Raw genomic sequence first — 13,003 nt, 5'->3', positions numbered from 1 at the left:
AAGTGGAACGGCGCCGCCTGGGCCTGCGCCGTGGACGTGGACACCGACACGAACACCCAGCTCAGCGAGGCCGAGGTGGACGCCTACGTCGCCAACAACGGCTACTCGATGGGCGCGCACACCATCGACACCGACACCCTGGCGGCGCTGGGCTGCGGCGCGGGCGAGTCCCCCGTCTGGAACACGGCCCTCGGGATCTGGGAGTGCGGGACCGACGCGGACCTCCTCGCGGGGCTCTCCTGCCCGGGCGACGATGTCCTGCGCTGGAGCACGGCCCTCTCCCAATGGGAGTGCCAGCCGGACACCGACACCGTGCTCACCGAGGCTGAGGTGGACGCCTACGTCGCCAACAACGGCTACTCGATGGGCGCCCACACGATCGACACCGACACCCTGGCGACCCTGGGCTGCGCCGCGGGCGAGGTGGCGAAGTGGGACGGCGCGGCCTGGGCCTGCGCGGTGGACGTGGACACCGACACCAACACGGACGTCCTCGCCTCGCTGCCCTGCGGGAACAACCAGATCGTCAAGTGGAACGGGGCGCTCGGGAACTGGCAGTGCGCCGCCGACTCGGACACCACCTACTCCGGAGGCACCGGCATCACCCTGACCGGGACCTCCTTCTCGTTGAGCACGGCCTACACCGACACCCGCTACGTGCAGGAGGGGCAGGCCAACTCCGTCACCACCGCGATGATCGTGGACGGGACCATCAGCGGCGCCGACATCGCGACCGGCGCCGTGACGAGCGTCGACATCGCCGACAACACCATCACGGCGGCCGACCTGGCAGCCAACAGCGTCACCGCATCCGAGATCGCGACCGCCGCCGTCGGCAGCGCCGAGATCCTCGACGGTTCGATCACGTCCGCCGACATCGGCATCGGCGCCGTGACTGGGGCCGAGATCGCGAACGCCACCATCACCAACGTCGACATCAGCGCCGTCGCGGCGATCGATCCGGCCAAGATCTCCGGGACCGCCTGGACCGGCACCAACGACGGCGCCACCAGCGGCCTCGACGCCGACCTCCTCGACGGTCAGCACGGCAGCTACTACCGCAACTGGAACAACCTCACGAACGTGCCGGCCGGCCTCGCCGACGGGACCGACGCCGACACCCTCGGGGGCCTGAGCTGCACCGGGAACCAGGTGGCCAAGTACGACTTCGGCACCTCGAGCTGGATCTGCGCCAACGACATCGACACCGACACGGACACCACCTATTCGAACGGCACGGGCCTCTCCCTCACGGGGACGACCTTCTCGCTGAACACGACCTACACCGACGGGCGCTACGTCAACGCGGGGGAGGCCGACAGCGTGAGCGCCTCGATGATCATCGACGGCACGATCACCAACGCCGACATCTCGGCGGGCGCGAGCATCGAGCCGAGCAAGATCACCGGCACCGCCTGGACCGCGCTCACCGACGGGGCCGGCAGCACCCTCGACGCCGACCTCCTCGACGGTCAGCAGGGCGGCTACTACCTCGACTGGGGCAACCTCACGAGCCTGCCCCCCGGCTTCGACGACGACGTCGACGACGACGTCCTCGGGGGCCTGATCTGCGCCAACAACCAGGTCGCGAAGTTCAGCGCCGGCACCGCGACCTGGGGCTGCGCGAACGACATCGACACGGTGAACACCTACGTCGAGGGCACGGGCATCGACATCATCGGGACCACCGTCCACCTCGAGACGACCTACACCGACGGCCGCTACTGGAGCCGGGGAGGCAACGGCGGGACCACGCCGGGCACCGACTTCCTCGGGACCTCCGATCTCAAGGAGTTCGAGATCCACGCCGGTGGCGTCCGGGTCATGCGCTACGGGTACGGGGCGAACCCGAACCTGATCGGGGGTGACGCGACCAACTCCGTCACCGCCGGGGCCGTGGCCGCCACCGTGGGAGGTGGCTCCGACTCCCAGCTCGTGACCGACAGCTACGGCACCCTTGGGGGCGGCCGAGCCAACCAGGCAGGCGACGGAGCCGGGACCGCTGGCGACGCCAGCTACGCCACCGTCTCGGGTGGCGGCTACAACATCGCCGGTGCCAGCTACTCCACGATCGGGGGTGGCCTGTACAACGTGACCAGCGCCTCCTACGCGACCATCGGTGGCGGTGGTGGCTCGTCTGCCGCCACCGGGAACAGCGTGACCGACATGTACGGCACGATCGGCGGCGGCTACGACAACCAGGCCGGTGACGCGGCCGGCACGACCAACGACGCCTCCAACGCCACGGTCGGTGGCGGCCGACAGAACGTGGCCTCGGCCGGCAACGCCACCGTCGCCGGCGGCTACGGGAACACCGCGAGCGCTCAGAACAGCTTCATCGGCGCCGGCAACACCAACCTGGCCTCCGGGACCTTCACCGTGGTCGGCGGCGGCCGGGAGAACCAGGCGACGGCGGCCTTCGCCGGCGCGCTGGGGGGCACCTACAACACCGCCACGGCGATGGGAGCCAGCGTCGGAGGGGGTGGCTACAACGCGGCCTCCGGCCAGTGGTCGGTGATCGCCGGCGGCGGCGGGAGCCTCGCCACCCAGGCCAACCTCGCCACCGACAACTACTGCACGGTCGCGGGCGGCTCGACCAACCAGGCGGGTGACAACGCCGGCGTGATCTCGGACCGGCTCTACGCCACCGTCGGAGGCGGCTTCGAGAACACGGCCTCGGGCAGCGAGTCGACCATCTCCGGCGGGCGTACCAACGAGGCTACCGCGACGGGGGCCTTCGTCGGCGGCGGGCGCCTCAACAACGCCGACGGCAACTACTCGGCCGTCCCCGGCGGCTACAGCAACTTCGCGACCGGGACCAACGCGGCGGTCGGCGGCGGCCAGGGCAACTTCGCCAGCGGGACCAGCTCGGTCATCCCCGGCGGCTACCAGAACCAGGCCTCCGGCGCCTACTCGACCGCCATGGGCCGGAGCGCCAACGCCGACTTCGACGGCTGCTTCGCCTTCGGTGACAACAGCGGTGTGTCGACGGCCTGCGGCGCGGCCAACCGCTTCGTCGCCCGGGCCAGCGGCGGCACCATCTTCTACTCGTCCACGGGCGCGGGCGCCGGCGTGGTCCTCATGCCCGGCTCCTCCTCCTGGCTGGCGGTCTCCGACCGGAACCAGAAGGAGAACTTCGAGGAGGTCGATGGCCGCGAGGTCCTCGAGAAGCTGGCCGCGATGCCCATGAGCAGCTGGAACTACAAGGCCCAGGACGCGCGCGTCCGCCACATGGGGCCGATGGCTCAGGACTTCTTCGAGGCCTACGGTCTCGGCCCCGACGAGCGGCACATCGCCACCGTCGACGCCGACGGCGTGGCGCTCGCCGCCATCCAGGGCCTGAACCAGAAGCTCGAGGAGCAGGAGGCCCGCCACCTCGAGGAGGTGCGGTCCCTCGAGGAGCGCATCGCCCGGCTGGAGCGGCTGCTCGTCCGGCGCTAGCGCGAGCTCCGGGCCATGCCCAGCCGCACTCGCAGGTCGAGGTGCTCGGGGGCGAGGCTGAAGGTGAAGAGCTCGCGCAGGGTGGCGCGGGCGACCTTCCCCTCCTGCCGCAGGGCGTGGAGGGCGGTGGCCGGGCTGCCGGCCACCAGCAGGCCCGCGCGCAGGCCCGCCTGGTGCACGGCCTCGAAGTAGCCGGCCACCGGCAGCTGGGCCTCGGCCCGGAAGCGGGTGGCGGCGCGCACCAGGGTGGGGTGACGATCGAGGGGCACGGCCTCGACGAGGGCCCGGGAGAGGCGGGCGGCCTCGTCGTCGCCCTCCCGGCCCTGCTCCGAGCCCGCCACCAGGATCGCGGCCTCGAAGAGGGTGCGGATCTCGACCGGATCGAGGCAGACCGCCGGCGCCGAGCGCTGGCTGCAGAGCATCAGCGCCCGGCCGGCGCAGAAGCGCAGCTCGGCGGGGGAGCAGCTCTCGAGGCGCGTCAGATCGACCAGGAGCTGCCCCGGCACCCGGCGGCTGGGCTCGAGGACCCCGAGGGCGTCGGCGGGCGCGCGGGCCACCGGCGGGAGGGCGAGGTCGAGGCGCTCGGCCACCCAATCCAGGGTCTCGAGGAGCAGGCCGTGATCGAGGCCAGGGTCGCTCACCGCCGGCCCCGAGGCCTGGCCCCGCAGCACGGCCAGCGCGGCGCGCGTGCCCTCGTGGCCCAGGGCCCGGGCCAGCTCGCCGGCCAGCCCCCGCATCGCCTCCGGGTAGAGCCCCTGGGTGCGGGTCAGCGGATCGAGGCCGCCGGTGGCGTGGAGCGCCGAGGTCTCCAGGTGGGCGTGGGCCGCGGCGCTCTCGTCGTCGCCCTCGTCGAGGAGCTCGTCGAGCACCCGGGCCAGGCGCGCGCCGTCCGCGTTCTCGACCTCCTCGAAGAGGCGGCGCAGGCCCTCGCGGGCGACGGGGTCGAGGGGCTGCAGGACGAAGAGCCGGCGGTAGGTCGTGATGGCGCGCTCGATCTCACCCTCCGCCTCGTAGAGGCGGGCGAGATCCTCGAGGGCCTTCGCGTCGTCGGGCTCGAGGGCCAGCACCTCCTCGAGGCAGCGGATGGCGCCCTGCGGATCCTGCTGGTGGTAGCGGCGGGTCTCGGCCAGCTGGCGGAGGAGGCCCGCCTCGTAGGCGCTGCCCCGCTCGCTCTCCAGCCGGATCTCCAGCACCGTGGCCAGGAAGGTGCCGTCGTGGTGGCGCTGGGCGAGCTCGTGGCCGATCGCCACCGCCTCCTCGCGCAGGGCGATGAGCGAGACGTGGCTCATGGCGTCGCGCAGCAGGGCCGGCACCTCCGAGTCGCGGCCGGGGAGGCGGGCGTAGAGCGAGGCCAGGCGCAGGCTCGCGCGGCCCCGGGCCCGGGGCCCCTTGGTGAGGGAGAGGAGGTGGACCGCCGGGCGGCAGGCCAGCTCGAGCTGACCCGCTCGCACCAGCTCGCTGATCAGGCGGTCGATGATCTCCAGATCGTCGGGGCTCTTCTCCAGCCCCTCCTCCAGCACCGCCGCGGCGCGCCCGGCGTCGGCCAGCTGGGTGCTGCAGATCTCGGCCATCTCGATCGTGGTGTTGCGGGCGCGGCGGGGGTCGGGCTCGAGGGCGCGCAGGGTGGCGAGCACCTCGACGACATCCTCCCAGCGGCCAGCGGACTCGAAGGCGTCGGCCAGGGCCTCGAGGACCTCGTGGTGGCCGGGGTCGACGATCAGCGCTCCGCGCAGCACGTCGATGGCGTCGTCGGCGCGCTCCAGGGCGAGGTAGCACTGTCCGAGGGAGAGGCGCAGGGCGATGGCCTCGTCCATGCCCACCGAGGCGGGGTCGGTGTCCTCGCTCTCGCTGCTGCGGCGCTCCTGCTTGATCAGGTTGGCGTAGCAGCGCGCCGCCTCCTCGTGGCGCTCGGCGCCGCGCAGGGCGTCGGCCAGGGTGCGCAGCTCCTCGCGGCCGGGGGTGGGCAGGCGCAGCGCCTGGTCGAAGTAGCTCCGGGCGGCCTCGGCCTGACCGATGGTCGTGGCGAGCTGCCCCGCGGTGGCCAGGGCCGCGACCAGCCCCTCGCTCTGCTCCGTCTCGCCCAGGCGCGCGATGGCCTGGTCGATGGCGTGCAGGGCCTCGATCGGGTGACGGGCGCTCTTGTGGCGGGCGAAGGCGAGCGCGGCCGGTGGATGATCGGGGACCGCCGCCAGGGCGTGCTCGAAGGCAGCCAGGGCCTGACCGGCCTCGCCGCGCTGCTCCAGGGTCGAGCCCACCAGGGTCCAGAGGTCGGCGCGCTCCCGGGGGTCGCGGGTGGCCACCGCCAGGGCGCGGGCGGCGCCCACCAGCTCCTCGCTGCGGCCGGCGCGGCGCAGCAACACCACGAGGGCGCGGCGGGCGTCCATGGCCGAGGGGTCCAGCTCGATGGATCGGCGGTAGGCGTCCACCGCCCCCGCGTCGTCGCCGAGCCCCTCCTGCAGGCGGCCGAGGGTGGTGTGGAGCTTCACCAGGCCGGTGGGGGACTCGATCTCGGCGGCCTGCCGGGTGCGCATGGCCAGGGCGGTCTCGAGGTCGCCGCGGGCCTCGGCCACCCGGGCCACGGCGTCGAGGACCCCGACGTCGGTGGGGTCGGCCTCCAGGGCGCGGCGGTAGTTCGCCAGGGCGCGCTCCGGGTCGTCGAGCTGATCCTCGTAGATCAGGCCGAGGGCGAGGCAGAGGTCCGAGCGGGTGTCCGGATCGGGCACCTCCTCGAGCCAGCCCCGGTAGAGGTCGGCCAGCGCCTCGAAGTCGCGCTGGGCCGAGAGGGTGCGGGCCAGGCCGTCGCGGGCGGCCTGCCGCAGGGGCCCCGCCTCAGGGGCGGCCACCAGGGCGGCCTGGTAGTCGCGGCGGGCGCCGGCGAGGTCACCCACCTGCCGCTCCTTGAGGGCGCCGGCGCGCACCAGGCGGTCGGCGCGGCGGGCGGCGTCGCCGGTGAGGGCGGCCTCCTCGGCCAGGATGGCGGAGAACTCTCCGATGCGGCCGGCCTCCAGGCAGGCCTGCTCCAGCCGGGCGAGCAGCCCGTCGTCGTCCGGGTCGAGGGCCAGGGCGGCGCGCAGGTGGCCGATGGCCTTCTCCGGGGCGCCGAGGCGCTTCCAGCCCACCTCGGCGGCCTCCATCCGGAGGGCCTTCTCGTCGGTGCGTCCCTGGCCGCTGCGCAGGCGGCGCACCAGCAGCTGATAGACCTGATCCCAGCGGCCGAGGTCGGCCTCGAGCTTGCCCAGGCGGATGAGCTGCTCCTCCCGGTCCTCGCCCTCGTCGTCGCTGCCCAGGGCCATCATCCGCTCGAGCCAGCGCGCGGCCTCGGCCGGGCGGTTGAGGCGCTCTTGCAGGGTGTAGGCGAGCTCCTCCATCGCGCTCTCGTGGGTGCCGCGATCGGCGCCGGCCTCGGTGGCCAGCTCCTCGAGCACCCCGGCGAGGGCCTCCCAGGCGCCGCTGTCGGCGTAGATGGCTCTGAGCTCCTGGCGCACCTCGAGGCCGATCGGATCGCCGCTCGGCGCAGCGTCGCGGGCGCGCTCCAGGCAGCGGCGGGCGCGGGCCGAGGCGCGATCGCCCACCCGCCCGTGAGAGCGGCTCCAGGCCCGGGCGGCGGCGGTGAGCGCGACGGCCCGGCGTCGATCCTCGAGGCGAGCGGCGCGGGCCTCGAGGAGGCCGGCGAGGTCGGGGGCCAGGGCCACCCCGCCCATCGCCTCGCAGAGCGCCTCCCAGAGCGCGTCGTCCTCGGGCGAGAGGAGCGCCAGCTCCTCGAGGGCGTCGGTGCCCCGCAGCCCCGCCTCGACCACGCCCTCGTCCCGCAGGGCGGTGCCCGCCTCCCAGAGCTCCCGCAGCAGCGGCGCCCGGTCGGCCGGCCGGCTCAGCTGTCCGAGGCGATCCTCCAGGAGCTTGAAGCGCTTGCGCTGGGCGCCCGACGTCCGATGCTGCTCGAGGAGGAGGCCGAAGGCCACGGGGTGATCGGGCCGCAGGGCGAGGGCCTTCTCCAGGGCGGCCTCGGCCGCCGCGGCCTCCTCCAGCATCGGCCCGCGGATCCGCGCGAGCTGCACCCAGAGGTCGGCCTTCTTCTTCCGGTCGGGCTCGGCGGCGAGCCAGCTCTCGAGGAGGCGGGCGACCTCGTTCCAGTTCTTGCGCGCGGTGTGGTGGGCGACCAGCTCGCCGAGGGCCATGGTGTCGGCCTCGTCGTAGACCAGCGCCCGCTCCCAGAGGCGGACGATCTCGCCGGCGCGCCCGAGCTTGCGCAGGGCGAGCGCCAGCTCCCGGCGCCAGTCGCCGCTCGCCTCGTCGCGGGGGGAGCGATCGAGGGCGCCCTCGAGGAGGGCGACGAGCAGCTCGCTCTCGCCTGCGGTCCGGTAGAGGCGGCGCAGGCCCTCGAAGGCCTCGTGGTCGGCCGGGTCCTCGTCGCGCACCACCTCCCAGGCGGCGCGCTCCTTCTCCGGCTGATCGAGGCGGCCGGGTCCGTAGAGGGCGGCGAGGTGGCGGAAGCCCTCGATGCGCTCCGCCGCCCCGGCCTTCAGCCGTCGCAGCCGCTCGTCGAGGGCGCGCGCCCGCTCCTTCAGCTCGCTCTCGTCCTCGGCCGCCTCGGCCAGGCCCTCGAGGGCCTCGACGTTCTGGGGGTCGAGCTCGAGGACCCTCGAGAAGTCGGCCCGGGCGCCGGCCTCGTCGCCCTCCGCCGCCAGCAGGCGGGCCCGGCGCAGCAGCCACTCGGCGCGGGGCAGCCGGGGGGTCTCCTTCCCCGCGTCGGCGGCGGGCGGCTCCTGCGAGATCAGCTCGGAGAGCTTCCGCCGGGCGGAGGCCTCGTCCGGGGCGAGGCGCAGGAAGGCGTCGAGGGCGGGCAGGGAGGTGAGGTCGCCCCGCAGGATTCTCTCGTAGGTGGAGCGGGCCGCGGGCAGCTCGTCGAGCTCGCTCTCCTGGATCTCGGCCAGGCGGAAGAGCAGCCCGCCCGGGGCCAGCGCCATCGGCGCGCCGGGGGCCTGGCTGGCGGCGCCGTCGTAGAAGCGGGCCAGGGACTGCCAGAGCCCGCGCTGGACGAAGCGGGCCTCGATGGGCTCGATCCAGCGCTCGGGGGCGGCGCTCTTCTGGAGCAGGGCCAGCGCCCGGTCCACCGCGCCCTCGGGGCGGCCGAGCTCGGTGAGCTCGAGATCGATGAGGCGCAGGGTGAGGCTGGAGCGCTCTCCCGGATCGACCCGCTCGAGGAGATCCTCGGCGACCGCCACGGCCTGCGGCAGGCTGCCGGCCGCGCGCCCCGCGGCGATGAGGGCCTCGAGGATCTCGGAGGTGGTAGGGCCGGGGGCGTCGCCCTCGCCGTGGGCCCGGGCGGCGCGCATCAGCTCGATGAGGGCGCGCTCGCCGTCACCCCGGCGGTGGAGGTGGATCGCCGCCGCGTCGAGGTAGTGGCGGACGGCCTCGGCGTTCTGCTCGGCGCGCACCAGCCGGGCGGCCTGCTCGACGAGCTGCTCGGCCAGCTCGTCCCAGCGACCGGCCGCCTCCAGCGAGGCCCGCAGGCTGCGCAGGGCGGTCTCGCGCCGCTCCGCGCTCTCGGTCCGGCTCGCCAGCCGGGCCAGGCCGTTGATGGCGGCCGGGTTGTCCGGGAGCACCGCGAGCATCGCCTGGTACTGCTCGATGGCCTTCTCCGGCTTGCCCAGGTTCTCCTCGTAGAGGCGGGCCAGTTCGCGCTGGGCCCGAGCCTGCGCCGCCAGGTCGGAGTCCGCCCGCGCGAGGGCCAGCTCGCGCTCGCGGATCGAGGCCAGCTCGGGCCAGCGCTCGGCGGCGGCGTTCAGCTCGGCGAGGCGGGCGAGGGCCTCGCTCGAGTGATCGTCGATCTGCAGCACTCGCTCGTAGTGGGCGCGGGCGGCCTCGGGGCGGGCCAGCTCGCGGCTGTAGAGGTGGCCGAGCTTCAGGTGGAGGTAGGTCCGATCGTGGGGCGCCAGCGGTCCCCCGAGGTTGTCCTCGTAGACCGCCGAGAGCTCGGTGAACGCGCCGGTGAGCATCGCCAGCCGGAAGAGCTCGTCGAGCACCCGCCGGGCGGGGATGGCCAGCCGCGCGGCGCGCACCAGCGAGTAGAAGGCACGGTCGCGGTCGCCGCCCGCCTCGTAGGCCCGGGAGAGGGCCTGATGCACCATCGCCCGCTCGGCGCCGCCCTCCTGGCCGCGCTCGAGGGCGTGGAGGGCCGAGAGCCGGTCGGCCGGATCCATCGGCTGGGAGAGGAGGGTGTCGCAGGCCGCGACGATCTCCGGGTGGGCCTCGGCGAAGGGGTTCGCCTCGGTGAGGTCACCCTCGTCGTCGCCGAGGGGAGTGAGGGTGGTGGTGCCGCCGGGGGCCTCCGGAAGGGCCGCGCCCAGCTCGACCTCGGCGGTGTCGATCTCCCCCTCGGCGCGCTCCGCCGGCTCCTCGTCCGGGGCCTCCTGGAGGAACTCGGGCAGGTCGTCGATCCGGGGGACCCGGGCGCCGGGCTGGGTCTTGGGGTCGTCGTCCACCGCGGGGCCGCTGCTGCGGCGCAGGGTGGGGGGGAGGTTGTGGACGCCGGTCTGCTCCTCGTCCTCGGTGGTGTCGAGGATCGCCCGGGCGGCCTCGAGGCCGGGCTGCACCTTCAGGGCGGTGTGCGCCGTGGCGCGGGCGCCCCGGGGATCCCCGAGCCGGTAGAGCTGCATCCCCGCCAGCCGCACCAGCAGGCCGGCCCGCACGCTCGCCTCCGGGGTGCGGGCGCTGCGCAGGAGGGCCTGCAGGGCGGCGGGCCCTCCGCTCACGGTGGAGAGGTAGTGACCCAGGAGGCGATCGACCTCCTTGAGCTCGTCGATGACGACGTAGTGGCCCGCGAGCGAGAGGAGGGCGCGCCGGTTCTTCGGGTCCGCCTCGAAGACGGCCTCGAGGGCGCGGACCTCGACCTCGCTCAGGGGTCCACCGTCTGGCGTCGACGCGTCCGCCATGGCCCTGGGCGTCAGGCTGCTCCGAAGGCGTCCAGGCCGGTGATGTGCCGGCCGAGCGCCAGGGTGTGGATGTCGTGCGTGCCCTCGTAGGTCTTCACCGTCTCGAGGTTGCACATGTGCCGCATCGGCGGGTACTCGAGCATGATGCCGTTGGCGCCGTGGATGTCACGCGCGTCGCGCGCGACGTCGAGGGCCATCGCCACGCAGTAGCGCTTGGCGAAGCTCACCTGCACGTGGCTCAGGCGGCCCTCCTCCTTGAGGCGGCCCATGCGCAGCATCAGGTTCTGGGCGTTGGTGATGGCGGTGAGCATCTCGGCGAGCTTCATCTGCACGAGCTGGAAGCGGCCGAGGGGCTTCCCGAACTGGATGCGCTCCTGCGAGTACTTCACCGCCGCCTCGTAGCAGGCGATGGCCGCGCCGATGGCGCCGTAGGCGATGCCGTAGCGCGCCTGGGTGAGGCAGCGCAGCGGCGCCGAGAGGCCCTGGCCGTGCGGCAGGAGGTTCTCCTCCGGGATCTCGACGTCGTCGAAGGAGAGGCCCGAGGTCACCGAGGCCCGCAGGGAGAGCTTCCCGTGCAGATCGTGGGTGGTGTAGCCGGGGGTGCCCTTCTCGACCAGGAAGCCGCGGATGCTCCCGGGGCCCTCGCCGGCGCCCTCGAGCTTGGCCCAGACCACCGCCACGTCGGCCACGCCGCCGTTGGTGATCCAGAGCTTCGAGCCGTTGAGCACGTAGCCCTTCTCGGTCTTCTTCGCCCGGGTGATCATCCCGCCCGGATCCGAGCCGTAGTCGGGCTCGGTGAGGCCGAAGCAGCCGACGGCCTCGCCCTTCGCCAGCTTGGGCAGCCAGTGGTCCTTCTGGGCGTCGGTGCCGTAGGTCATGATCGGCCACATCACCAGCATGCCCTGGACGCTCGCCATCGAGCGCATGCCCGAGTCGGCCCGCTCCAGCTCCATCATCATCAGGCCGTAGGCCACCGGCGAGACGCCCGGGCAGCCCCAGCCGTCGAAGGTGGCGCCGAAGAGGCCCATCTCACCCATCATGGGGATGAGGTGCTTGGGGAAGGTGCCCTTCTCGTAGTGATCCGCGATGATCGGGAGCACCTCCCGATCCACGAAGGTGGCCACGGACTCCCGGGCCATGCGCTCCTCTTCGGTGTAGAGCTCGTCGAGGTGCAGGAAGTCGGTGATCTGACCGCAGTGCATGATGGTCCTTTCGGAAGCGAATGGGGGCCAGGGCCCCCGCTTTCCGGGGCCCCACCAAGGACCGCCGACTCTATCCCTCCTTCGCCCGCTCGTCAGCGGTCGTGCGCTCTGGCGCCCAGCACCATCTGGACCCCGGCGAAGTCGGGGGGCAGGGGGGCCTCGAGCTCCAGGGGCTGGCCGGTGAGGGGGTGGGGGAGGATCAGGCGGTGGGCGTGGAGCATCAGCCGGGGCAGCTCCAGGCGGGTGCCGTCCGGGGAGGTGAGGTGCCTCGGCCCGCCGTAGCGGGCGTCGCCCAGGATCGGGTGGCCCAGGCCCAGCGCCAGGTGGACCCGCAGCTGGTGGGTCCGGCCGGTGTGGGGGCGCAGGCGCAGGCGGGCGGCGGCCCCCTCGCCGAAGGCGTCCAGGCGCCGCTCGGTCCACCACTCGGTGTGGGCCGGGGTGCCGCCGGGCTCGCGGATCCGCCAGCTGCCGGCCTGCCGCCGGTCCCGGGCCAGGGCGGCCTTGAGCTCCCCTTCGGGGGGCTCCGGGGCGCCGGCCACCAGGGCCAGGTAGAGCTTGGTCGTCTGGCGCTGCTCGAAGGCCCGGCGGAGCGCGGCCGAGCCCTTCTTCGAGCGGCCCAGGAGCATCACCCCGGAGGTGTCGCGGTCCAGGCGGTGGATCAGCTCGAGGTGCTCGGCGCCGAGGGCGGCCTGGGCCAGGTCGGCGATGGTGCCCTCGGTGGAGGCGAGGGTGGCCTGGGAGGGCACGCCTGCCGGCTTGTCCACCGCCACCAGGTGCCGGTCCCGGAAGAGGATCCGCCCCTCGTCGAGGATCGTCGGCTGGCCGGGGTCGGGCTCCTCCTGCCAGACCTTCACCCCGGTGCCCGCGCGCAGCACCCGCTCGGCCTTGCGAACGCGCTCGCGCCCGACCATCACGCCGCCGGTTTCGATGACCCGGCGAGCCTCCTTCAGGGGCAGCCCGGTGTGGGCCTGCACGAGCGCGTCGAGACGCCGGCCGGCCTCCTCGGCGCCGACCTGGAAGGCGAAGGCCCTGGTCTTCGGGCTCACGTGCTGGCCGGCTTTTCCTTCCTGGCGGCCGGCTTGGCGTCGCTGGCGGAGCCGCCCTTGGCGCCGCTGCTCTCGCTCTTCGAGGGGCTGCTCTCGGCCTTCGCCTCGGACTTCGCCTCGCTCTTGGCGGGCGCCGGCGCGCTGCTGCTCGAGTCCTCCTTCTTGGCCCCGGGCTGCAGACCGTAGTGGTCGCTGTACCAGCCCTTGCCCTTCAGGGCGAAGGAGGTCCGGGAGATCAGGCGCTTCACCGGGCCTCCGCAGCCTTCGTGCTCGGTCAGGGCGTCCTCGGTGATGCGCTGGCTCACCTCGAACTCTTCTTCACATTGCTCGCAGCGGTACTCGTAGATCGGCATGACTTCGCCAGTTTAAGCAGGATTTCGGG

The 13,003-nt window shown here is 73.7% G+C and carries 5 protein-coding genes; 1 reads left to right on the top strand and 4 read right to left on the bottom strand.

Annotated features, from left to right (window positions below):
- Positions 1-3,441: tail fiber domain-containing protein (locus P1V51_14760; GenBank protein MDF1564308.1), on the top strand; the 3,441-nt coding region annotated here is incomplete at its 5' end.
- On the opposite strand, the gene P1V51_14755 is transcribed toward P1V51_14760, so the two are convergent.
- From P1V51_14755 to P1V51_14740, 4 genes are all read right to left on the bottom strand, one after another.
- Positions 3,438-10,373: a tetratricopeptide repeat protein gene (locus P1V51_14755; protein ID MDF1564307.1), complete on the bottom strand. Its 6,936-nt coding sequence runs from the start codon at positions 10,371-10,373 to the stop codon at positions 3,438-3,440. The two genes, P1V51_14760 and P1V51_14755, sit on opposite strands and share 4 nt — an antisense overlap.
- Before the next feature lie 11 nt (positions 10,374-10,384).
- Positions 10,385-11,575 (bottom strand): acyl-CoA dehydrogenase family protein, encoded by a 1,191-nt coding sequence (locus tag P1V51_14750; GenBank protein MDF1564306.1) that lies wholly within the window; start codon positions 11,573-11,575, stop codon positions 10,385-10,387.
- A 92-nt stretch (positions 11,576-11,667) separates the two neighbouring features.
- Positions 11,668-12,621 carry an RluA family pseudouridine synthase gene (locus P1V51_14745; protein ID MDF1564305.1) on the bottom strand — a complete coding sequence of 318 codons (954 nt, stop codon included), beginning with the start codon at positions 12,619-12,621 and terminating at the stop codon, positions 11,668-11,670.
- Complete coding sequence (locus P1V51_14740; protein ID MDF1564304.1) at positions 12,618-12,974, bottom strand: zinc ribbon domain-containing protein; 357 nt, start codon at positions 12,972-12,974, stop codon at positions 12,618-12,620. The genes P1V51_14745 and P1V51_14740 overlap by 4 nt, the downstream gene beginning before the upstream one ends.
- Positions 12,975-13,003 lie beyond the last annotated feature (29 nt).

The organism is Deltaproteobacteria bacterium, assembly GCA_029210625.1.
In the GTDB taxonomy this organism is placed as follows: domain Bacteria; phylum Myxococcota; class Myxococcia; order SLRQ01; family SLRQ01; genus JARGFU01.
The sequence above is the reverse complement of the archived record's forward strand: the minus strand, read 5'-3'. Positions and strand labels throughout refer to the sequence as shown.